We start from the raw sequence: 21,990 nt of genomic DNA on the forward strand, positions 1-21,990 counted from the left end.
TGCGGACTCGGCCACCCTGGAGTCCTGCCCGGCCGGGCCCGGCGCGCAACAACGAACTCCGGCGGGCCGCTACTTGCCGATGAAGCCCTTCGACTGGAGCCACTTCTGGGCGACGTCCGTGGCCTCCTGGCCCTTGATGTCGACCTCGCCGTTCAGCGTCTGCAGGACGGAGTCGCTGAGCGCCGCCGCGATCGGGTTCATGATCTTCTCGATGCCGGGGTGGTCCTTGTAGACCGAGTCGCGCAGCGTCAGCGCGGGGTTGTAGACGGGGAAGAACTTCTTGTCGTCGGGGATCGAGGTGAGGCCGAGCGCCTTGATGCGGCCGTCGGTCGTCGCGACCTCGCCGAAGTTGCACGGCTTCCCCTTGCCGATGGCGTCGTAGATGGCGCCTTCGGCGAGGGTCGCGACCGACGATTTCGGCAGCGTGAACCCGTACGCCTTCTGCAGCCCGGGCCATCCATCGCTGCGTCCGGCGAACTCGCTGGCCACGCAGGTGGACGCCTTGGCCGGGTCGGAGTGCGCGAGCTTGGCGTAGTCGGAGAGGTCCTTGATGCCGAGCTGCTGCATCGTGGTCGTCTTCACCGCGATCGCATAGGTGTTGTTCGCGGACGCGGCGGCCAGCCACTTCACTCGGTTCTTGGAGAGGTCCTGCTGCGCGACGGCCTGGTACTGCTCGGTGGAGTTGTTGAGCGGCTTGGTGTTCTTCAGGTAGTTGATCCAGGCCGTCCCGGTGTACTCCCAGTACATGTCGATGCTGCCGGACGTCAGCGCGGCGCGCGTGGTGTTACTGCCCTGCAGTCCGCACTTCTCCTTGACGGTCGCGCCCGCCGACCGCAGCGCCAGCGCCGTGATCTGGCAGAGGACGAGCTGCTCGGTGAACTCCTTGCCGCCGACGGTGAGGGTGGCGCCCTTGAGCGAGTTGCCCTTGGCGAGGCTGCCCGCCTTGGCGTCGGTGCCGGCCGAGCTGAAGCACCCCGCGGTGAGGCCGACGGCGGCGATCGAGGCGACGATGGGGAGCAGGCGCATGGTGACTCTCCTGGGGGTTCAGATGCCGCGCGGGCGCAGGTAGTGATCGACGATGCCGATGAGCCAGTCCGCGGCCATCGCGAGCACGGCGGTCAGGACGCTTCCGGTGAGCAGGATCGGGGTCCGGTTCAGCGCGATGCCGGTGTTGATGAGGTCGCCGAGGCCGCCGGCGTTGGTGAACGCGGCGAGCGTCGCGCTTCCGACGTTGAGGATCACCGCGACCCGGACGCTGGCGAGGATCACCGGGACGGCGAGCGGCAGCTCCACGCGCAGCAGCACGGCCGTCCGAGACAGCCCGATGCCGCGGCCCGCGTCGATCAGCGAGCGGTCGACGCCCTGCAGCCCGACCATGGTGTTGCGGAGCACGGGCAGCGCGGACACGAGGATGAGCGCGATCACCGCCTTCTGGAAGCCGATCCCGACCGTGACGGCGAGCAGCACCAGCACCCCGATGGACGGGACGGCCTGCCCGACGTTCGCCAGCGCGAGGAACGGCGCGGACAGCGCGCGCAGCCCCGGCCGGGTCAGCAGCACGCCGAGCGGGATCGCGACCGCGAGGACGAGCGCGGTCGACGCCGCGACCAGCTCGATGTGCTCGACGAACCGCTGGGTGATCACGTCCCCGTTGATCGAGCGGCGCTCGATCGCGTCCAGGTGCCGTCCGTGCAGGTAGGCGAAGAGCGCGGCGGTCGCCAGGACGAGGACGGCGGGCGTCGCGACCATACCGGCCACCGAACGCCGTGGCTTCTCCCCCGCCGCCTCGTCGCGCGCGGCGCCGCCGCCGCTCGGGTCGTCGGGGCGGCCGTCGAGCATCGTGGTGACGCTCATCGGCGGCGGCTCTCCCCGTTCGGCGCCTTCGTCAGCGACGGCTCGGCAGGCGGTTCGGCGGACGGGCCGGCGGGCGGGGGCTCCGCGGCCCGCGGCGTCTCCCGGACGATCGTCGACCACGAGACGGCGCCGGCGGGCCTGCCGTCCTCGTCGAGCACGACGGCGCCCTCGTCGCCGGCCCGCAGCATCGCGTCGAGCGCCTCGTACAGGCTCTGGTCCGCGCGCACGCTCGTCGAGACGGCGCCGACCGCCTCGACCGGCACCAGCTCGATGGACCCGACCTCGACCAGCCGGAGCCGCCGCATCGCGGCCCCGGAGCCGACGAACGAGGCGACGAACTCGTCCGCGGGCTCGGCGAGGATCGCCGCGGGCGTGTCGTACTGGACGAGCCGGGCGTGCTCGCCGAGCATCGCGATCCGGTCGCCGAGCTTGAGCGCCTCCGTCAGGTCGTGCGTGACCAGCACGATCGTCTTGCCGATCCGCCCCTGCAGCTCCAGGAACGCGTCCTGCAGCCGCTCCCGCGTGATCGGGTCGATCGCGCCGAACGGCTCGTCCATCAGCATCGCGGGCGGGTCGGCGGCGAGCGCGCGGGCCACCCCGACGCGCTGCTGCTGCCCGCCCGACAGCTCCTTGGGGTAGCGGCCGCGGAACGTGCCCGGGTCGAGGCCGACCAGGTCGAGCAGCTCGTCGACGCGGGCGCGGACGCGCTTTTTGTCCCAGCCGAGCGTCCGCGGGATGAGGCCGATGTTCCCGGCGATCGTCATGTGCGGGAACAGTCCGACCTGCTGGATGACGTAGCCGATGCGGCGGCGCAGCTCGTCGGGGTTCACCCGGGTGACGTCCTCGCCGTCGAGGAAGATGCGCCCCTCGGTGGGCTCGATGAGCCGGTTGATCAGCCGCAGCGTCGTCGTCTTGCCGCAGCCGGACGGGCCGAGCAGCACGACGATCTCGCCCGCCCGGACGCTGAGGGTGAGCCCGTCGACGGCCGGCGCGGCCTGCCCGGGGTAGCGCTTGGTGACGCCGTCGAGCCGGATCATCTCCGTCATCGCATGCCCCTCGGGGTGGTCAGCCGCGACACCACGGCGAACATCAGGTCCAGGGCGAGCGCCAGCAGCGCGACGCCGAGCGTGCCGGCGAGGGTGTCGTTGAGCGCGTTCGCGCCGCCGATCCGCGACAGCCCGCCGAAGATCAGCTCGCCGAGCCCGGGGCCGGCAACGGCGGCGGCGATCGCGGCGATCGCGACCGTCATGATCGTGGCGACCCGGACGCCGGTGAGCACGACGGGCCAGGCCAGCGGCAGCCGGATCCGCAGCATCCGGCTCGCCCGCCCCATCCCCATCCCCCGGGCGGCCTCCTCGACCGCGCCGGGCACCGACTCCAGCCCGGTGATGGTGTTGCGCAGGATCGGGAACACCGCGTACAGCACCAGCGCGGTGATCGTCGGCGCGAGGCCCAGCCCGAACAGCGGGATCAGCAGCCCGAACAGCGCCAGCGACGGGACGGTCAGCATCGTGCCGGTGACGCCGAGCGCGAGCCGGCTGAGCCGCGGCCGGCCCTCCACCGCGATGCCGAGGCCGATCCCGACGACCGCGGCGATGCCGACGGCGATCAGCACCACCTCGGCGTGCTCGGCCATCTCCCGCGCGATCGTCGGCCAGCGGTCGGCGAGGTAGTCGGAGAAGCTCACGCGCACCCTCCGTCTCTCGGCGGTAAGGGTGGTGGAACCGGGGCGAGGACGGTCAGGCGGGCGTCTCCCATACCAGAAGAGGCTGCCTACGGGTGATCAATAAGGCAAGAAAAGTCAGGACACAGATCTGTTAAGTGGGACTCACTCGGGTTCGTCCCGCAGGTGGCGGAGCAGCAGCGCGAGGTCCAGCCGCAGCCGCCCGCCGGGCGCGTGGAAGGAGAACCCGAGCCGCCGTTCCGCGTGCGCGAGGCGCGCGGCGATCGTGCTGTGGTGGCGGTGCACGCGGGCGGCGGCCTTGCGGGTCGAGCCCGTCGCGCAGAACGCGACGAGGACGTCCAGGACGTCGCCGCCGTGCGGTTCTCCGGCGAGCCGGTCGAGCGCCGCCACGTCCGCGACCTGGGCGATGTCCTCGGGGCGCAGCCGCGCGGCGATCGCGGCGAGCCCGCCGAGCCGGTCGTGGCGCACCACCGCGGGCAGTCCCTCGCCGAGCGTGGTGAACCGCAGCGCCGACCGGGCCTGCCGCCACGACTCCGGGGCCCGCACGCCGGGCAGCGCGGGGCCGATGCCGATCCGCGTCCCGCCGGGCGTCCGGTGCTCCAGGTCGGCCGGGACCTCCCGGGCCAGGACGGTGTGGACGGGCCCGGGCGACGCGGCGCGCGCGTCCCGGCCGAGGGCGGCGAGCACCGCCGCGACGTCGCCGGCGACGGCGAGCGCGTGCAGCGGGGCCGCCGGCTCGAACCGCAGCGCCCGCAGCGCGCGGGACCGTTCGGCCTCCGCCGCGTCCGCCGACACGGCCAGGCCGGCCAGCGCGGCGTCGTCCCGCTCGTCCCGGTCGCGCTCCAGCAGCAGCGCGGCGGCGAACGCGAACCGTTCGAGGACGATGTCGTCCAGCGGCAGCGGCGCGCCGGTGCGCTCCAGCCACACGAGCCCGGTCTCGGCGAACTCGCGGACGGACCGCTCCCCCGCCGCCGCGCCGGGCTCCGAGCGCAGCGAGATCCCGCGCGCCGGGTCGGCGAGCCCGGCGGGGCACTCGGCGAGCGCGGCGGTGGCGCGCACCAGCGCGTGCGGGGCCGCGCGTCCCGCGATCAGCCGGTCGAAGAAACCGATCACCCGGACGGCGTTCTCCGCGTCGGCGTCCAGCCCCGACAACCGCAGGAGCAGCCCCTTCATGGACGGATCGTACGCCACCCGACGATCGGCGGATTCCGGTCCGCGATCCCCGCCGCCCGGCGGCTGGGCGGGACCGCGGATCGCCGCGAAACTGGTGGTCAGCCGCCGAGAGGAGCCGGAACGTGACGTACGCCTTCGACCCGGAGCTCGCCCCGTGGACCGCCATGATCCCCGAGATCACGCTGACCGACCCCGTGGCGATGCGGGAGGCCGACGACCGGCTGCTCGCCGCGCGCCCCCCGTACGAGCCGCCCGTCCCGGTCGAGATCCGCGACGTCTCCGTCCCCGGGCCGGGCGGCGCGCCTGAGGTGCCGGTGCGGATCTTCACCCCGGCCGCCGCCGACGGCGGGCCGCTGCCCGGCCTGCTCTACATCCACGGCGGCGGGTTCGTCCTCGGCAGCGTCGACGCGTTCCACGACGACGCGCTGCGCATCGCCGCGGAGGTCGGCGCGGTGGTGCTGTCGGTGGAGTACCGGCTCGCGCCCGAGCACCCGTTCCCGGCCGGGCTGGAGGACTGCTACGCCGCGCTGACCTGGACGGCCGCCAACGCCGCCGAGCTCGGGATCGATGCCGGCCGGCTCGCGGTCGGCGGCGAGAGCGCCGGCGGCGGCCTGTCCGCCGCGACCGCGCTGCTCGCCCGCGACCGCGGCGGCCCCGCGCTGTGCTTCCAGCTCCTCGGCATCCCCGAGCTCGACGACCGGCTCGACACCCCGTCGATGCGGGCGTTCACCGACACCCCGATCTGGAACCGGCCGAACGCCGAGCTGAGCTGGGACTACTACCTCGGCAAGGGCGTGCGCGGCACCGCCGGGGTCTCCCCCTACGCCGCGCCCGCCCGCGCCGACGACCTCACCGGGCTGCCGCCCGCCTACGTCACCACCTGCGAGTTCGACCCGCTGCGCGACGAGGGCCTCGCCTACGCGCTGCGGCTCGTCCAGGCGGGCGTCGGGACGGAGGTGCACCACTACCCGGGGACGTTCCACGGCTCGGCCCTGATCCCGGACGCCGCCGTGTCCCGCCGCATGGCCGCCGACCGCATCGGCGTGCTCCGCCGCGCGCTGCGCACCGTCGAGCAGCCCACGTAGCCGCTGCCTACCGCGCCGCCGCGCGTGCCCGCGCGGCGGCGGCGACACCGGCGCGGCGGCCGAAGAACGAGCCTTCGCCGAGCTGGGTGCCCGAGCAGTATCCGGCGCCGTCCTGCGCGATGTTGGACGCGCAGGCGCCGGCCGCGTAGAGCCCGCCGATGACCGACCCGTCGGCCCGCCTGACCTCGCCGTCGACCGTGGTGGCCATGCCGCCGAGCGTGAAACCGGCGTACAGGGCGGTGCCGAGGGTCAGGTCGTAGACACCCCACGGGCCGTTGGTCTGCGGCGCGAGCCAGTCGGGGTGCTTGTGGAAGTCGGGGTCCTCGCCCCGCGCGGCGTGCTCGTTGTAGCGCGCCATCGTCGCCGCGAGCGAGCCGGGAGGCAGGCCCAGGCCCGCCTCCATCTCCTCGATCGTCTCGTAGCCGTCCTTCAGCGGGACGAGCGGCATCCGCTGCTCCTCCATGTGGTCGCTGTCGGCGATGAGGTACGCCGCCGCGCCCGGCTGCTGGAGCACGAAGTACGAGGTGCGCGCGTGGTAGCTGTCCTCGGCGACGAACCGCTCCCCGCGGTTGTTGACGATCAGCCCCTTGACCAGCGACGACGGCGGGTAGAACGGGGCGGTGATGAACGGCTCGTCCATGTGCTCCAGCGCGGCGCCGGCCGACTGGCCGAGCCGGATGCCAAGGCCGTCGTCGTAGGTGCCGCCGAGCGTGAACAGCTTCTCGCCGAGGGCCGGGGTGTACGCCGCGACCATGTCCGCGTTCATCACGAACCCGCCGGCCGCGACCACCACCCCGGCGGCCGCCACCACGCCGGTCTCCTCGAACCTCCGCCAGGCGACGCCGGTGACCGCGCCGGACCCGTCCACCACGAGGTTGGTGGCGCCGGTCTCGTAGCGGACCTCGACGCCGGCCTCCTCGACCCGGTCCCGCAGCAGGTCCATCACGATCTTGGTGCCCTCGGTGTCGCCCGGCACCGGCACCTTGTGGCCCCGCGGCGCCGGGGCGGTCCCGTCGCGGAACGGCCACACCTTCTCGTTGCCGGTGAACATCAGGCCCTCGGTGCCGGGCTGGATCACCGCCTTCCCCGGGAAATAGGACCGCTCGAACGCGAACCCGAGCGCCTCCAGCCAGTCGAAGTGCTCGACCGACCCCTCGCAGTAGGTCCGGATCTTCTCCTCGTCCGGGTCCTTGGTGCTGGCCATGAGATAGCGCGCCATCGCCTCGGCCGTGTCGTCGTGGCCGGTGGCCTTCTGCACGGCGGTGCCGCCGCCGAGGTAGAAGTGGCCGCCCGACATGCTCGACGTGCCGCCGTGCACGGCGGCGCGCTCGAGCAGCAGCACCCGGGCTCCCGACCGCGCGGCCTCCAGGGCGGCGCAGCCGCCGGCGATCCCGAAGCCCACCACGACGACGTCGAACCGCTCGGCGTCGCCGGGGAGCTCCGCGGCCGGCACCACCGGGGGGACGGCCATTCCGGGGGAGGTCTGTGCGTTCATCGGTCCCTGTCTCGAATCGCTCTGCGTCTGGGGTCTTGTGTCACTTGTGGGGGATCTGGTTGACGGTGCCGCCGTCGATGACGAACTCCGACCCCGTCGCGTAGGACGACTCGTCGCTGGCCAGGAAGACCACGAACGACGCGACGTCCTCGGGCACCCCGGGCCGGCCGAGCGGGACGGGGATCATGTCGTCGGGGATGCCCTCGGTGAGCGGCGTCCGGATCAGGCCCGGGTGCAGCGAGTTCACCCGGACGCCGTGCGGCGCGAGCTCCATCGCGACCGACTTGGTCAGCCCGCGCAGCCCCCACTTCGACGCTACGTAGCCGTGCGCCCAGGCCGTGCCGCGCAGCCCCTCGATCGACGAGGTGTTGATGATCGACGCGCCGCCGGCCGCGACCAGCGCGTCGGTGGCCGCGCAGATGCCGAGGAACGGGCCGGTCAGGTTGACATCGATGATCTTCTGCCACTTCTCCAGCGAGAACCGGTTGATGGCGGCGCCGTTGGCGATCCCGGCGTTGTTGAACAGCACGTTCAGGCCGCCGAACTCGGTGACGGCGGTCTCGACGGCGGCGGTCCAGTCGTCGGCGCTCGTCACGTCGAGGTGGACGTAGCGGGCCGCGTCGCCCAGCTCGTCCGCGACGGCCTTGCCCTCCTCGTCGAGGAGGTCGCCGAGCACGACCTTCGCGCCCTCGGCCACCAGCGCCCGCGCGCTGGCCGCGCCGATGCCGCGCGCACCCCCGCTGATCAGGGCGATCTTCCCGTCCACGCGTCCCATCTCGATGTCCTCCCTCTCGTCGGTCCGGATGCGTTGACTTGCGGCGTGTCGGCCTCAAGAACCGTGTTTTAAGGCCGACACGCCGCAAGTCAACGGGGCAGTGTCGTGGCGAAGACGCCCTTCGCGGTGTTGAAGGGCAGGTCCAGGGGCGTGCGCAGGCCCGGCGGCGCCGCGACGACGTCGGGGATCGCGTTGACGATGCGTCCGGCGCCCGCCGCGATCGCGGCGTAGTTGTGGTCGCCCTTGGCGCTGGTCGGGCAGACGTCGACGCGGTAGGACGGCTCGCCGGTGATCTCGAGCCGGTAGGAGCCGCCGTCCTGCGCGGGGCGCGGCCAGTCGGGGCGCAGGTCGTCGCGCAGCCGGGTCGTGTGGTCGATGACCAGCACCTCCTTGCCGACGGCGACGCCGGTGATCTGGAACCGCATCGCCGCGACCCCGCCCGCGGGGATGTGCCCGGCGGCGACGTCGAACGCCTCCGGCGCCGGCTCCCGCTCGTAGGACTCGGTGATCTCGTCGAGCTCGAAGCCGAAGCCGCGGGCCATCATCCGGAGGCTGACGCCCCAGGACGCGGCGAGGATGCCCGGCTTGAACATGCGCGGCAGCTCGTCCAGCGGACGTCCGAAGCCCATGAAGTCGAACATGACGGGCCCGCCGTCGTAGGTCGCGTAGTCGGCGATCTCCGAGCAGCGCACCTGCTCCACCCGCTGGCAGGTGCTCGCGATCGCGAAGGGCAGCAGGTCGTTGACCCAGCCGGGGTCGACGCCGCTGGCGAACAGGCTGGTGCCGCCGGCCTCGCACGCCTTCTCGATGGGGTCGATCATCCGGTCGGGCAGCAGCCCCCACGGGTAGATCAGCGGCACCGGCGAGGACGCGGCGACGTTGCTGCCCGAGGCGAGGATCTTCTCGATGTCGGCGAGCGCCTCGAACAGCCGGGTCTCGCCGAGGGCGCAGTAGACGGTGCAGTCCGGCCGCGCCGCGAGGGCCGCGTCGAGGTCGGCGGTGGCGGTCACGCCGGTGACCGCGCCGAGGCCGGCGAGGTCGCCGGCGTCCCGCCCGACCTTCGCGGGGTCGGACACGACGAGGCCCGCCAGCTCGAAGCGGGGATCCTCGATCAGCTGGGACAGGGCGATGCGGCCGACGTTGCCGGTCGCCACGTGCAGGACGCGGATGGCCATGCTGCTCCTCAGTCCCGCTTCTCGGCGGCCCGTGCGGCCTTGCGCGCCGCCTTGGCGATCGTCTCCTCGACGATCGAGTTGAGCCGTGCGCCGTTCGGCCAGCCCGCGTAGTGGGTGAGGAACACCACGACCTCGCGCAGCGCCTCGTCGTCGAGCTCCCCGGCGGCGTGGGCGGCGGGCACCTGGATGCCGAGGACGTCGGCGGCGCCCTGCCCGGCGAGGAGCCCGATGAGCAGCAGCCGCCGGTCCCGGTCCGACAGGCCGGGCCGCTGCCAGATGTCGCCGAACAGGTGGTCGGCGGTGTAGCGGAAGAAGTCGCCGGCCCCGTCGGTCATGTCGAAGCCGTAGACCTGCTCCATCTTGCGCAGGCCCCGGGCCCGCGGCTCGGGGAGGTCGTCGAACTTGCCGGCCTTGTCGTCGGTCATTCCTGCTCCTCGGGGAAACCCAGGCCGGGCGCGAGCCGCTCGCGCGCGAGCCTGGCCATCGGTACCTCGACGCCGAGCTCGTCGGCCAGCGCGATCGCGAAGTCGAGGTCCTTCTCGGCGAGCTGCCGGAGGTGGCCGAAGGTGGTGAACCAGAACGACCCCGGCTCCATCTCGGCGGCCGTGTCCCGGTACATGATCGCTCCGGGGCCGCCGGTGAGCGCGTCGGTGTGCCGGACGACCTCGCCGAGCGCGACGAGGTCGAGCCCGGCCGCCTCGGCGAGCCGCTGCGCCTCCGTCGCCGCGGTGAAGGCGGCGTAGTGCATCAGGTTGCGGGCGAGCTTGAACCGGGTGCCCGCGCCGATCGGCCCGGCGTGCACGACCTTCTTCGCCAGGACGTCCATGACGGGGCGGATCGCCGCGAACGCCTCGTCCGACCCGCCGACCAGGACGGCCAGCTCGCCGGTGCCGGCGCCCATCGCGCCGCCGGAGACGGGCGCGTCGACCAGCCGGACGCCCCGCCGGGCGGCGAGTTCCTGCAGCTCGGCGGGCGTCCCGGGCGCCACGGTCGAGTGGATGACGACGGTCAGGCCGGCGCCGTTGCCGTCGCCGGCGGCGGCGGCGGCGGCCAGCGCCTCGTCGAGCACCGAGCGGACCTGCTGGTCGTTGTTGACCATCACGCACAGCACGTCGCTGCCGGCCGCGAGGGCGCCGACGCTTCCGGCGGCCTTCGCGCCGGCCGCGACCAGTTCCTCGACCGGTGCCGCGGCCAGGTCGAACACGGTGAGGTCCAGCTTCGCCTCGGCCTGCTGCCCGGCCAGCCGGGCCGCCATCGGCTTGCCGATCTCGCCGAGCCCGACGAATCCGACACGGACGGTGTCGCACATGGCATTCCCCTCTCGTCCGCGCTCAGGCCGGCTCGGCCGTGGTCTTGGTCTCGAGGTACTCCTCGAACCCGGCCACGCCCATCTCGCGGCCGATCCCCGACTGCTTGTAGCCGCCGAACGGCGCGTCCGCGCCGAACCACAGCCCGCCGTTGACGCCGATCGTGCCGGTGCGGATCCGGGCGGCGACCGCCTTCGCCCGCTCCAGGTCGCCGGAGTCGACCGAGCCGGACAGCCCGTACGGCGACTCGTTGGCGATGCGGACGGCGTCGTCGTCGCCGTCGTGCGCGATGACGGTCAGCACCGGGCCGAAGATCTCCTCCTGGGCGACCCGGGCGGTGTTGTCCAGGCCGGCGACGACGGTCGGCTGGATCCAGAACCCGCCGGCGAGGTCGCCGTCCTGCTCGGCGATGCCGCCGCCGGTCGCGAACCGGCCGCCCTCCTGCGCCGCCAGGTCGAGGTAGGACTTCACCCGGTCGCGCTGCGCCGCGGAGATCACCGGTCCGCAGATGGTGCCGGGGTCGGCGGGGTCCTTCGCGCCGAGCGAGGCCATCGTGGACGCGGCGATCTCCACCGCCTCGTCATAGCGCTCGCGGGGCACGACCAGGCGGGTGGTGATGGCGCATCCCTGCCCGGCGTGCACGGACGCCGCGAACGCGGTGGTGCCGACGACCGCCTTGAGGTTCGCGTCGTCGAGCACGATCGCCGCGGACTTGCCGCCGAGTTCGAGGAACACCCGTTTGAGGGTCGGGGCCGCGGCCGCCGCGATCGCCCGTCCGGTGGCGGTCGAGCCGGTGAAGGACACCAGGTCGACGCGCGGGTCGGACGTCAGCTGCGCCGCCACCGCGTTGTCGCGCGGCGTGACGACGTTGAAGACGCCGGCCGGGATGTCGGTGCACTCGGCGAACAGCCGTCCCAGCTCGCATGCCAGCCACGGGGTGTCGGGCGCGGGCTTGAGCACGACCGTGTTCCCGGCGGCGAGCGCCGGCCCGATCTTGGCGAGGTTGATCTGGTTGGGGAAGTTCCACGGCGTGATCGCGGCGACCACGCCGACCGGCTCGCGGTACACGGTCCGGCGCGACCGGATCCCCATCGTGACGCCGACGCCGAGGTCGGTCTCCCACTCGTAGCCTTCGGCGAGGTCGATCGTCCACTTGAGGCTTTCGACCGGGGTGTCGAACTGGGGGCCCGCGACGAAGAACGCCGGCGCCCCGGCCTCGGCGGTGGTGAGGGCGCGGAGCGCGTCGGCGTTGTCGAGCAGCGCCTGGTGGAACTGGCGCAGCACCCGGATCCGCAGCGCGCGGTCGGTCGCCCAGCCGGACGTGTCGAACGCGCGGCGGGCGGCGCCGATCGCGGCGTCCACGTCGGCGGCCGTGCCGCCGGGCGCGCGGCCGATCTCCTGCCCGGTCGCCGGGTTGAGGATCGGGTACGACGCCCCGCCGCCCGCGGCGCCGAGCTTGCCATCGACGTACTGCTGCGCGGGCGGATTCGTCGGAACGCGCTCGGTCACTTCGCCGCCTCCCCGTCGCCCTTCGGGGCCTGCGTGATGAAGTCGCCGCGCTCGACGGGCGGCGGCCACAGCGTCGAGGGCATCTCGGCGTAGTGGTAGTGGCCGGGGACGCCATGGCCCGCGACCTTCATCCGCTTCAGCAGCGTCTCGGGCGCCTTGCCGGAGTTGATGATCTCCATGAAGGTGTGGACGGTCGACGGCATGTCGAACCAGTCCCGCTGCCAGGCGATCTTGACCTGGCCGGCGTCCGCGCCGGCCGTCTGCCGCTCGACGCCGAACCACGAGCCGCCGATGCCGAGGATCTCGAACTCCCCGCCCGTCGCGTCGTTCGTGATCCCGGACTTCTGCTTCCAGAACCCGACGATCATCGACTTCTTCTCGTCGATCACCGTGACCTGGTAGTCGTAGTGCCAGCCGTCGAGGCCGTCCATCTCGATGCCGATCGCCCAGTCGCGGATCTGGTCGCGGCCGACCGCCATGAAGTGCTCGTCGGGGCTGTACATCCAGCCGTACGTCGCGTCCTCGGCGTACCACTCGGCCATCACCCGCCAGTCGCCGGTGCGCTCGGCCTCGCGGTTGATCGCCAGCCAGGAGTCCCAGAACTCCTCGATCTCGGCGCGGGTCAGCCCGCCGTCATCGCTCACGTCGTCCCCTTATTCGTCTTCGATGGAAAGCGCGAAGGCCGGGCAGTACTTGACGGCCGTGGCCACGTCCTTGCGGCGGGACTCGTCCGGTCGCTCGTCGAGGACGACGACCACGTCCTTGTCCTCGTCGAACCCGAACACGTCGGGCGCCTCGCCCTGGCAGAGCTGGTGCCCCTGGCAGAGGGTGGTGTCGGCGACCACGCGCATGCCGCTCACCGCCCCGCCCGCCGGCGGTACTTCACCCGGCACGGCTGCTTGAGCTGGATCACCATCTTGGTGAAGTCGTCCTGGTAGGAGTCCAGGGACTGCGCGGCCTCGAACGTGAAGTCGCGCAGGACGACGGAGAAGATCGCCTTCATCTGCATCATCGCGAACGCGTTGCCGACGCAGCGGTGCCTGCCGGCGCCGAACGGGATCCACGTCCAGCGGTTCTGCAGGTCCTCCTGCCGCGGGTCGATGTAGCGGCCGGGATCGAAGTCCGCAGCCTTGGGGAAGTCCTCCTCGATCCGGTTGGAGACCCGCGGCGAAGCGGCGAGCATCGTCCCGGCGGGGATCGTCCGGCCGAGCAGCTCGAAGTCCTCCCGGACCAGCCGCATCAGGATGACCAGCGGCGGGTGCAGCCGCAGGGTCTCCTTCAGCGCCGACTCCAGCACCGGGATCGACCGCAGCGCCTGGAACGACACCTCGGTGCCGTCGGCGTAGAGCGCGTCCAGCTCGGCGACGACCTCGGCGAGCACGTCCGGATGGCGGAGCAGCTCGATCATCGCCCAGGACGCGGTGCCGCTGGAGGTGTGGTGCCCGGCGAACATCATCGAGATGAAGATGCCGGTGATGTGGTCGGCGCTCATGTCCAGCGAGATCAGGACGTCGAGCAGGTCGCGCTCCTCACGCGGCACCTTCCCGCGCTCCTTGCGGCGCTCGATGATGCCCTGCACCAGTGCGACGAGCTTCCCGCGCGCCGCGTCCCGCATCCGGAAGCTGTCGATGTCGGCGTACGGATCGACGTAGGCGATCGCGTCGGTGCCGCGCTCCAGCTCGTGGTAGTGCTGCGCGAACGAGGCATCGAGCTCGTCGCGGAACGGCTTGCCGATCAGGCACGCGGACGTGGTGTAGATCGTCAGCTCGGCGAAGAAGTCGAGCAGGTCGATCTCCCCCTCGTCGCCCCAGCCCGCGACCATCCGGCGGATCTCCGCCTCGATCGTCCGCGCGTGCCCGCGCATCATGTCGCCGCGCAGCGCCTGGTTCTTCAGCATCTGCTGCCGCTCCTCCGGCGAGGCGTCGAACACGACGCCCTTGCCGAAGATCGGCGTCATGAACGGGTACGCGGCGGCCTGGTCGAGCTGCTCGTCCGGCGCGCGGAAGAACACCTCGTTCGCCCCGGCGCCGCTGACCAGCACGACGTCCTTGTCGGCGAGCCGGAACCGGCCGACGTCGCCGCACTCCGCGCGGACGCGGTGGAACAGGCCGATCGGGTCGACCCGCATCTCCGGCAGGTGCCCGGTGCCGCGGATGATCTCGGGCACCTCGGGGCTCTGGTCGTCGAGGACCGTGCTCACCTCGGGGATCGCGGCGAGCCGATGACTCTCGGCGGCGGTCATGGCTTCTCCTCCACGGGCGCTTCGGGATTGACGTCGAGCAGGCTGAGGTGCACGCCGCGGGGCGCGCCGACGATCGTCGCGATCGCGTCGGCGTGCGCCTTCGCCTTGAGGAAGTGCGGGTGCCGGGCGAGGCCGAAGCGCACCCACTGGTCGAGCACGAACCCGGCCTCGTCGGCGTCCCAGTCGGTGCCCATGCCGCTCCACGTCGGGCCGGGCCGGATGATCGAGGCCCGGACGCCGGTGCCCTCGAGCTCCATCTGCAGCGCGCTGACCATTCCCTCCAGACCCCACTTGCCGGCGGAGTACGCCGACATGAAGGGCCGCGCGCGGACGGCGACGTCGGACGAGACGAAGACGATGTCGCCGCGCCGCCGCTCGACCATCGCGGGCACGAACGCGCGCAGCACCCGGTGCGCGCCGACGAGGTTGACGTCGATCTCCCGCGCGAACCGCTCGGAGCCGACCTCGATCGTCGCGCCCGGCGCGACCAGGGCGGCGTTGCTGACCACGACCTCGATGTCGCCGAGGTCGGCGGTCGCCTTCGCGGCGAACTCGGCGACCGACGCGCCGTCGGCGACGTCGAGCGCGTGCGCGACCGCCTCGCCGCCCTCGGCGCGGACCGCCGCGGCGATCTCCTCCAGGACGTCGGTCCGGCGCGCGCCGAGCGCGACCGGGTGGCCCGCCGCCGCGAGGACCTTCGCCGTCTCCGCGCCGATGCCGGACGACGCGCCGGTGATCACCGCAGGGCGGCGCTCGGGATGCCGGTACTTCTTGGACACGATCAGTCCCTCCCCTCAGCCCTGCGCAGCGTGAAACCGGTCGGCAGCTTCGCGAACCCGCGAACGCTCGTGGAGTGCACGCGGACGGCCCGGTCGGCGTGCACATGGAAGTCCTCCACGCGCCGGACCAGCTCGTTGAGGACGACCCGCGTCTCCAGCCGGGCCAGGTTCGCGCCCAGGCAGAAGTGCTTGCCGGAGCCGAAGCTGAGGATCTGCCCGAGCTCGGTCTTGGGCCGGTGGACGTCGTAGACGGTCGGGTCGGCGAAGACCCGCTCGTCGCGGTTGGCGGAGCCGAGCAGGACCAGCGCCTTCGACCCGGCCGGGATCGTGACGCCGTGCATCTCCACGTCCTCGACGACGTAGCGCGCGAGCATCTGGCTGGAGGTGTCGTGCCGCAGCGTCTCCTCGATCCACGGCGTCACCAGCGTCTCGGGATCGCCGGGGTCCGCGAGCACCTCCGCCTTCTGCGCGGGGTGCGCGGACAGGTGGAACAGCGCGTTGCCGAGCAGCTTGGTCGTCGTCTCGTTCCCGGCGACCACCATGAGGAAGAGGAACGCGATGATCTCGCCGTCGGTGAGCCGGTCGCCGTCGATCTCGGCGACGGTGAGCGCGGCGGTGAGGTCCCCCGCCGGTTCGCTCGCGGCCCGCCGCCCCTGCACCATCGCCGCGTAGTAGGTGATCAGCTCGCCGGCCGCCTCCATCCCGGCGGGCGGGACGTCGCGGACGCCGTCCTCGCGGTGCACGACCAGGTCGGCGAGCCGCCGGACCTCGTCCCGGTCGGACTCCGGCACGCCCATCATCTCCGAGATGACGTCCATGGGGAGCTTCCCGGCGAAGTCGGTGATCCAGTCCGCCTCGCCGTGCTCGGCGTTCGCGGCGAAGGCCCGTTCGAGGTAGTGCTCGGTGAGCCGCTGGATCTGCGGCTGCAGCTCCTTGACCCGGCGCGGCGTGAACGCGGCGGACACCAGCCGACGCAGCCGGGTCTGCCGCTGCCCGTCGAGGGCGAGGAAGCTCATCACCCGGTGCGCCTCGGGGCTCCACGCGCTCGCGTCGAGGGAGACGCCCATCCGGTTGGAGAACGTCGCGTCGTCGCGGAGCACGTCGAACACGTCGGCGTGCCGCGAGATCGCCCAGAAGTCGTCGCGCTCGGCGTGGAAGACCGGCGCCTCGTCGCGCAGCCGCCGGTAGAGCGGGTACGGGTCCTCGTGGAAGTCGTAGTCGTAGGGGTCGAAGACCAGGGGTTCGACCGCGGCGTCGCTCGACGCGCTCATTCGTTGCCTCTCATGATCACTTCCACGGCGGAGACGAGCCGGTCGGCGATCTGGTCGTAGGTCAGCAGGCCCATGCCGGCCTGCAGCAGCGCGCCGGTGAAGGTGAGGACGAGCACCTCGAGCACGGCGGGGTCGGCCGGCCGCCGGTCCCCCGCGAGGGCCGCCTCGAACCGGGCGTAGAACTCCCCGCCGATCCGCAGCCGCAGCCGCGCGACGTCGGGGTCGCCGCCGAGCAGCGCCGGCGTCACCGCCGCCGCCAGCTCCGGTTCCGCGACGATCCGGGCCGTCAGCGCGCGGACGGTCGCCTGCAGGCGCTCGGTCGCGCGCGCCCCCGCGGGTGCTCCGGTGCCGTCCTCGCTGAGGTGCCGCCAGAACAGTTCTGCGAAGAGGTGGTTCTTGGACGAGAGGTAGGTGTAGGCGGTCGCCGGGGAGACGCCGGCCCGCTGGGCCACCGTCCTGATCGTCAGCCCCTCGTGCCCGACGGCGCGCAGCTCCTGCAGCCCGGCGGCCATCAGGTTCTCCACCGTTTCGGCCTGCCGGGCGTTGAGGCCCTGCCGCAGCGCGGGACTGGTCACCTGACTGGACATGTGTCCACCGTAGTGCGGGCCGGACATCCCCGCAATAGCCGGATCCGGGCGGGGTTCCCGTTTCCGAGCGGGAAGGACTCTCGATCGGACAGCTGTCCAGTCACTATTCCAGAAATCCTAGAACGCGTTCTAGTATGGCGGCCATGCGCAACGGAATCGTGCTCTTCACCTCGGACCGCGGCATCACGCCGGCCGCCCTCGCGAAGGCCGCGGAGGAGCGCGGCTTCGACACCTTCTACGTCCCCGAGCACACCCACATCCCGGTGCGCCGCGACGCGCTGCACCCGACCGGCGGCGAGGACCTGCCCGACGACCGCTACATGCGCACCCTCGACCCGTGGGTGTCGCTGGCCACCGCCGCCGCCGTGACCGAGCGGATCGGCCTCGCGACCGCCGTCGCGCTGCCCGTCGAGTCCGACCCGATCACCCTCGCCAAGGCGCTCGCGACCCTCGACCACCTGTCCGGCGGCCGGCTCACGATCGGCGCCGGCTTCGGCTGGAACACCGACGAGCTGGCCGACCACCACGTCCCCGGCGGGCGCCGGCGCACCGCCCTCAAGGAGTACCTCGAGGCCATGCGCGCACTGTGGACGCAGGAGGAGGCGTCCTACGACGGCGAGTTCGTGTCGTTCGGGCCGAGCTGGGCCTACCCCAAGCCCCCGCAGGGCCGGATCCCCGTGATCATCGGCGCGGGCGGCGGCCCCAAGACCATGGCCTGGATCGCCCGCCACGCCGACGGCTGGATGACCACCCCCATCGAGACCGGCATCGGCGAGAAGGCCGCTCTCCTGCGGAAGGAATGGGCGGACGCGGGCCGCACCGGTTCGCCCGACGTCCGGATCCTGGTCGCCAAGAAGCCCACCCCGGAGGACCTCGCCGAATGGTCCGCCGCAGGCGCCGCCGAGCTGATCTGGGGCGTGCCCGACGCCGACGAGGCCACCGTGCTCAAGTACCTGGACAAGACGGCCGCCCGGCTCGGCCTCACCGGCCGGTAGACGCGGACGAGAACCCATTTCACCTTCGAGGAGATCATCCGATGACGCACCCCGAGGCGATACCGCCCGGCCGCTACTCCGCCTTGTCCAGGAAGGAGCTCGCGGTCGCCGTCCCCGAACTGCTGCTGATCGGTCAGCTCATCGACCGTTCCGGAATGGCGTGGTGCATCTCCGCATTCGGCCGGGAGGAGATGGCGCGGATCGCGATCGAGGAGTGGGCCGCCTCCAGCCCGATCTACACCCGGCGGATGCAGCGCGCGCTCGGCTACGCCCCCGAGGTCCCCGGGAAGGGCGACGTTCCGACGATCTTCAAGGGCCTCCAGCTCGACATCGGCGCCCCGCCCCAGTTCATGGACTTCCGCTACACCGTCCACGACCGCTGGCACGGCGAGTTCCACCTCGACCACTGCGGCGCCCTCATGGACGTCGAACCGATGGGCGACGACTACGTCCGCTCCATGTGCCATGACATCGAGGACCCGACCTTCGACGCCACCGCGGTCGCGACCAACCCGAAGGCGCAGGTCCGCCCCGTCCACCGGCCGCCCCGCTCGCCCGCCGGCCGGCACCCGCACTGCGCCTGGACCGTGATCATCGACGAGTCCCATCCGGAGGCGCAGGGCATCCCCCTGCTCGCCGACAACGAGCGGTCCCGCGCCGCGACCCTCGACCTCGCACCCATCGACCCCGCCGACGACGGCCTCGCCGACTACACCGGCCCGCTGCTCTCCGACCTCGACTTCGCCGCCTTCTCCCGCTCCGCGCTCGCCCGGATCGCCGACGAGGTGTGCCTGCAGATGCACCTGCTCAACCGGGCCTTCACCCTCGCCGTCGCCGAACGCGCCGACGCCGACGGCCTCCTGCGCATCCGCCGCAAGCAACTGGTCGGCATCGCCGGCATCGCCGCCGAACGCCTCGCCCGCGCCCTCGACCTCCCGGCCACCCCCGAGGGGGCGGCCCGCCTCCTCGCCGTCCACCCGCTCCTCAACCCGTCCGCCTACGTCGACGCCACCGTCGACGGCGCGACCATCACCGTCCGCCCGTCCCCCGCGCACGAGGACGGCGCCTGGATCTCCCTCTGCGGCCCCACCTGGACAGCCGCCCTGCAAGCCGTCGTCCGCGCCGCAGACCCCTGCCTCGACACCGAGGTCACCGGCACCACGAACGAGTGGCGACTCACCGTCGTCCGCCGCGACGAGCCCACCCCCGAGCCGGACGAGGTCGCCGTCGTCCGCTTCAGCACCGGCTCCGACTTCACCTTCGAACCCCGCCGCTCCCTCCCCATCACCCCCCTCTAACCCCCACCCCACCGACCAGCGGCCCGCCTGACCAGGGACCACCGCCCTCCATGCGGCGGCCGACCGAACCCGCACAAGCCCGACCGCAGCGCCACCTGACCAGCGGCGCATCCGACCAGCGGCGCATCCGACCAGCGGTCACCGCCCCTCATGCGGCGGCCCACAGAACCCACACAAACCCATCCCAACCCCTGGCCAGCAGCCCACCAGCGCCCGCATCCGACCAGCGGTCACCGCCCTCATGCGGTGGCCGACGAAAGCGCGCGAGCCCGACCACGACGCCACTTGACCAGCTGCCGCATCTGACAAGCAGCCACCGCCCCCCTTCCGTAGCCGCCGCAAATCGCGCAAGCCCGACCGCAACGCCACCTGACCAGCAGCCGCATCTGACCGACGGTCACCACCCCCTCGTGCGGTGGCCGACGGAAGGCGCGCAAGCCCGACCACAGCGTCACCTTGACCAGCGGCGCCTAACCAGCGGCCGCATCTGAGCAGCGGCCACCGCCCTCGTGCGGTGGCCGACGGAAGGCGCGCGAGCCCGACTGCGGCGCCATCGGGGTGAACGGATTCGCGGGTCAGAGTTCCAGGACGAGGCGCGGGCCTTGGGCGCGGGACACGCAGATCATCATGAACCCGCCGTCCGCGCGCTCGTCCTCGGTGAGCACGGAGTCGCGGTGGTCGGGCACGCCGTCCAGGACGGGCGTCTCGCACGTCCCGCACGTCCCTTCCCGGCAGGACGACAGGACCGTGACGCCGGCCTCCTCCACCGTCTCCAGGATCGAGCGGCCCGCCTCGACCTTCACCGTCCGGCCGCTGAGCGCCAGTTCGACCTCGAAGGCCTCATTCGGCCCGGTCACGGGCTTCGGGGAGAAGCGCTCGGTGCGCAACGCTCCCGGGAGGCACCGCTCCTCAACGGCCGCCAGCATCGGCTCGGGGCCGCAGCAGTAGACGAGCGTGCCCTCCTCAGTCCCGGACAGCACGGCGTCCAGATCGGGCAGTCCGACCTCGTCCTGCGGACGCACCTCGACACGCTCCCCATAGCGCGCCAGGTCGTCGAGGAAGGCCATCGCCGTCCGCCGCCGCCCGCCGTACAGGAGCCGCCAGTCCGCGCCCGCCGCGTCCGCTGCGGCGATCATCGGCAGGATCGGCGTGATGCCGATGCCTCCTGCCAGGAACAGGTAGCCGGGTGCCTCCTCCAGCGCGAAGTGGTTGCGGGGACCGCGAGCGACGAGCCTGTCGCCGACCCGGAGGCGCTCGTGGACGAACGTCGAGCCCGGCCCCTCCTTCAGCACACCGAGCCGCCACGTGCGGTCGTCGGCGGGGTCGCCGCAGAGGGAGTACTGCCGCTCGAGTCCGTCCGGCAGCAGCAGGTCGACGTGCGCACCCGGCCGCCAGGACGGCAGCGCGCCCCCGTCCGCGGCGGCCAGCGTCAACCCCACGACGCCTTCCGCGAGGTCCGTCCTCTCCTGGACGACGACCTCCGTCTCGACGGCGCTCTGCTCGGTCACGTGGCCCCCCTTGCGTTCGTGGTCGTCCTGACCATCGCCGGTCCGCCGAGCCCGCGGCACCCCCGCTTCCACCGAACGGAAGACCTCCCCCCAACCACCACAGCCCTGCCGCCTTAGCCCCGATGACCGCGCATCCACCCCCGACGACCTCTCCCAGCCGATGCGGCAGCGCAGCACGAGCAGCAACACCGGCGGTCGCGTTGCCCGGCGCGAGGTATCCGTCGCAGCGCGCATCGACCGGATGCCGAGCTACGCAGGCGGGAGGCGATCGCGCCGGACAGCATCGCGCCGGAGAGCACCGAAGCGCGCCACCCCAAGCTGCTCCAGCAGACGAGTGCGATTACTGCCGAAGCGCATAGATGTACGGGGACGCCCTTCGACCGAGCTACAGCCAGCGCCCTACTGCCGCAAGAACATCGCCTCAGGTATCGAGCAGGGCGCGTTCCCACAGCTCCTGCCGGTCCTCGATGTAGTCGGCGTTGTTCCGCCACGTATCACCGTGGCCCTGCCGCCAGAGCGTCTTCCAAGGCTGGTTGCCCGCGGCCGCCTGCGCTTGCAGGAAGTCGTGCATGGCCCGCGCCCGCTTGCCCAGCAAGGGCACCAACGCGCGCCGCTGTCCTTCCTCCAGTCCATAGGCGTCGGCGAAAACAACGAGTCGGTCAGCCGCATCGGCGCGTTGCCACGCCGGATCGGCGGACAAGGGGATGAAGCTCTGGCAAGCATGAGCAAGGTCCCACAGCCGGGAGCCGGGGCCCGCGGTGTCCCAGTCGATGAAGACCCATGCGCCGTCATCGCCGGCGACCAGATTCCACGGCGCCAGGTCGTGGTGAGCGATGATGTCGCGCGCATCGGGAGGTATCAGCGCCTGCCAGCAGGCATCCGGTGGCGGCGTGAAGCCCTGCACGGCGTCATGGAACTCGCAGATGAGCCGCGCAACGCGCTTCGCGCTCTCCATGCCGTCCATCAAGTCGAAGTGATCGGGCCACACCGTGGTGCCGGGAACAAAGGTGAGCACCTCCCTTCCCTGCTCATCGAGCCCCAACGGGCGCGGTGCCGCCCGGAACCCGACCGAGCGCAGGTGGTCGAGCAACGCGTGGACCGCCGGCGTCCACGGCCCCGCGGGACGTCGAACCGTGTCGCCTACCCGGACTACTCCGGCGCTGACGTTGCCACCGGCCAGAGGCTCCTCGTCCAACTCAACCTCCATCAGTGTCATCTGGACCCCGAGGAGCACCTCATCAGGGCTGGTTCGG

Annotated in this window: 22 protein-coding genes; 3 read left to right on the top strand and 19 right to left on the bottom strand. The window is 72.4% G+C overall.

Annotated elements, in window-relative coordinates:
• Positions 1–69: 69 nt before the first annotated feature.
• The 5 genes from J4709_RS09080 to J4709_RS09100 form a co-directional block, all read right to left on the bottom strand.
• Entirely contained in the window at positions 70–1,026 is a 957-nt protein-coding gene (locus tag J4709_RS09080) for a glycine betaine ABC transporter substrate-binding protein (protein WP_208239041.1), read from the bottom strand.
• A gap of 18 nt (positions 1,027–1,044) precedes the next feature.
• The gene (locus tag J4709_RS09085) at positions 1,045–1,854 is read right to left on the bottom strand and encodes an ABC transporter permease (RefSeq protein ID WP_208239043.1); all 810 of its coding nucleotides are present in this window, start codon (positions 1,852–1,854) and stop codon (positions 1,045–1,047) included.
• Positions 1,851–2,900, bottom strand: a complete 1,050-nt coding sequence (locus J4709_RS09090; RefSeq protein WP_232383183.1) for an ABC transporter ATP-binding protein — start codon at positions 2,898–2,900, stop codon at positions 1,851–1,853. The genes J4709_RS09085 and J4709_RS09090 overlap by 4 nt, the downstream gene beginning before the upstream one ends.
• Complete coding sequence (locus J4709_RS09095; protein ID WP_246342539.1) at positions 2,897–3,541, bottom strand: ABC transporter permease; 645 nt, start codon at positions 3,539–3,541, stop codon at positions 2,897–2,899. Before J4709_RS09095 ends, J4709_RS09090 begins: the two co-directional genes overlap by 4 nt.
• 141 nt (positions 3,542–3,682) lie before the next feature.
• Entirely contained in the window at positions 3,683–4,711 is a 1,029-nt protein-coding gene (locus J4709_RS09100) for a helix-turn-helix domain-containing protein (protein WP_208239045.1), read from the bottom strand.
• A 122-nt stretch (positions 4,712–4,833) separates the two neighbouring features.
• On the opposite strand from J4709_RS09100, the gene J4709_RS09105 reads away from it, so the two are divergent.
• Complete coding sequence (locus tag J4709_RS09105; protein ID WP_307801097.1) at positions 4,834–5,796, top strand: alpha/beta hydrolase; 963 nt, start codon at positions 4,834–4,836, stop codon at positions 5,794–5,796.
• 7 nt (positions 5,797–5,803) lie between these two features.
• On the opposite strand, the gene J4709_RS09110 is transcribed toward J4709_RS09105, so the two are convergent.
• From J4709_RS09110 to J4709_RS09165, 12 genes are all read right to left on the bottom strand, one after another.
• On the bottom strand, positions 5,804–7,291 hold the full coding sequence (locus tag J4709_RS09110; protein WP_232383184.1) for an FAD-binding protein: 1,488 nt from the start codon (positions 7,289–7,291) through the stop codon (positions 5,804–5,806).
• A 40-nt stretch (positions 7,292–7,331) separates the two neighbouring features.
• Complete coding sequence (locus tag J4709_RS09115; RefSeq protein WP_208239047.1) at positions 7,332–8,066, bottom strand: glucose 1-dehydrogenase; 735 nt, start codon at positions 8,064–8,066, stop codon at positions 7,332–7,334.
• Positions 8,067–8,155: 89 nt separating this feature from the next.
• Entirely contained in the window at positions 8,156–9,241 is a 1,086-nt protein-coding gene (locus J4709_RS09120) for an NAD(P)H-dependent amine dehydrogenase family protein (protein WP_208239049.1), read from the bottom strand.
• An 8-nt stretch (positions 9,242–9,249) separates the two neighbouring features.
• Positions 9,250–9,666 carry a carboxymuconolactone decarboxylase family protein gene (locus J4709_RS09125; protein ID WP_208239050.1) on the bottom strand — a complete coding sequence of 139 codons (417 nt, stop codon included), beginning with the start codon at positions 9,664–9,666 and terminating at the stop codon, positions 9,250–9,252.
• Positions 9,663–10,550: an NAD(P)-dependent oxidoreductase gene (locus J4709_RS09130; protein ID WP_208239051.1), complete on the bottom strand. Its 888-nt coding sequence runs from the start codon at positions 10,548–10,550 to the stop codon at positions 9,663–9,665. Before J4709_RS09130 ends, J4709_RS09125 begins: the two co-directional genes overlap by 4 nt.
• Positions 10,551–10,572: 22 nt before the next feature.
• Positions 10,573–12,057 (bottom strand): aldehyde dehydrogenase, encoded by a 1,485-nt coding sequence (locus tag J4709_RS09135; protein ID WP_208239052.1) that lies wholly within the window; start codon positions 12,055–12,057, stop codon positions 10,573–10,575.
• Positions 12,054–12,701 (bottom strand): nuclear transport factor 2 family protein, encoded by a 648-nt coding sequence (locus J4709_RS55470; RefSeq protein WP_208239053.1) that lies wholly within the window; start codon positions 12,699–12,701, stop codon positions 12,054–12,056. The genes J4709_RS09135 and J4709_RS55470 overlap by 4 nt, the downstream gene beginning before the upstream one ends.
• A gap of 9 nt (positions 12,702–12,710) precedes the next feature.
• On the bottom strand, positions 12,711–12,908 hold the full coding sequence (locus J4709_RS09145; RefSeq protein WP_208239054.1) for a ferredoxin: 198 nt from the start codon (positions 12,906–12,908) through the stop codon (positions 12,711–12,713).
• Between the two features lie 5 nt (positions 12,909–12,913).
• Positions 12,914–14,299 carry a cytochrome P450 gene (locus J4709_RS09150; protein WP_208239056.1) on the bottom strand — a complete coding sequence of 462 codons (1,386 nt, stop codon included), beginning with the start codon at positions 14,297–14,299 and terminating at the stop codon, positions 12,914–12,916.
• Positions 14,296–15,078, bottom strand: a complete 783-nt coding sequence (locus tag J4709_RS09155) for an SDR family oxidoreductase (RefSeq protein WP_208239058.1) — start codon at positions 15,076–15,078, stop codon at positions 14,296–14,298. Before J4709_RS09155 ends, J4709_RS09150 begins: the two co-directional genes overlap by 4 nt.
• A 2-nt stretch (positions 15,079–15,080) precedes the next feature.
• Positions 15,081–16,349, bottom strand: coding sequence for a cytochrome P450 (locus J4709_RS09160; protein WP_208239060.1), 1,269 nt, complete (start codon positions 16,347–16,349; stop codon positions 15,081–15,083).
• Complete coding sequence (locus J4709_RS09165) at positions 16,346–16,936, bottom strand: TetR/AcrR family transcriptional regulator (RefSeq protein WP_208239062.1); 591 nt, start codon at positions 16,934–16,936, stop codon at positions 16,346–16,348. Before J4709_RS09165 ends, J4709_RS09160 begins: the two co-directional genes overlap by 4 nt.
• A gap of 143 nt (positions 16,937–17,079) precedes the next feature.
• Here J4709_RS09165 and J4709_RS09170 point away from each other — a divergent pair, with 143 nt between their 5' ends.
• Positions 17,080–17,931, top strand: coding sequence for an LLM class F420-dependent oxidoreductase (locus J4709_RS09170; protein ID WP_208239064.1), 852 nt, complete (start codon positions 17,080–17,082; stop codon positions 17,929–17,931).
• A 41-nt stretch (positions 17,932–17,972) separates the two neighbouring features.
• Positions 17,973–19,229, top strand: coding sequence for a hypothetical protein (locus J4709_RS09175; protein ID WP_208239066.1), 1,257 nt, complete (start codon positions 17,973–17,975; stop codon positions 19,227–19,229).
• Between the two features lie 575 nt (positions 19,230–19,804).
• Here the strand turns inward: J4709_RS09175 and J4709_RS54595 are convergent.
• Together J4709_RS54595 and J4709_RS09185 are read right to left on the bottom strand one after the other, a co-directional pair.
• Positions 19,805–20,737: a PDR/VanB family oxidoreductase gene (locus J4709_RS54595; protein WP_307801101.1), complete on the bottom strand. Its 933-nt coding sequence runs from the start codon at positions 20,735–20,737 to the stop codon at positions 19,805–19,807.
• Between the two features lie 421 nt (positions 20,738–21,158).
• A complete protein-coding gene (locus J4709_RS09185) occupies positions 21,159–21,953 on the bottom strand; it encodes a phosphotransferase enzyme family protein (RefSeq protein ID WP_208239070.1) in 795 nt (264 codons plus the stop codon).
• Positions 21,954–21,990: the final 37 nt, after the last annotated feature.

This window comes from Actinomadura violacea, assembly GCF_017573465.1.
Taxonomy (GTDB): Bacteria; Actinomycetota; Actinomycetes; order Streptosporangiales; family Streptosporangiaceae; genus Spirillospora; species Spirillospora violacea.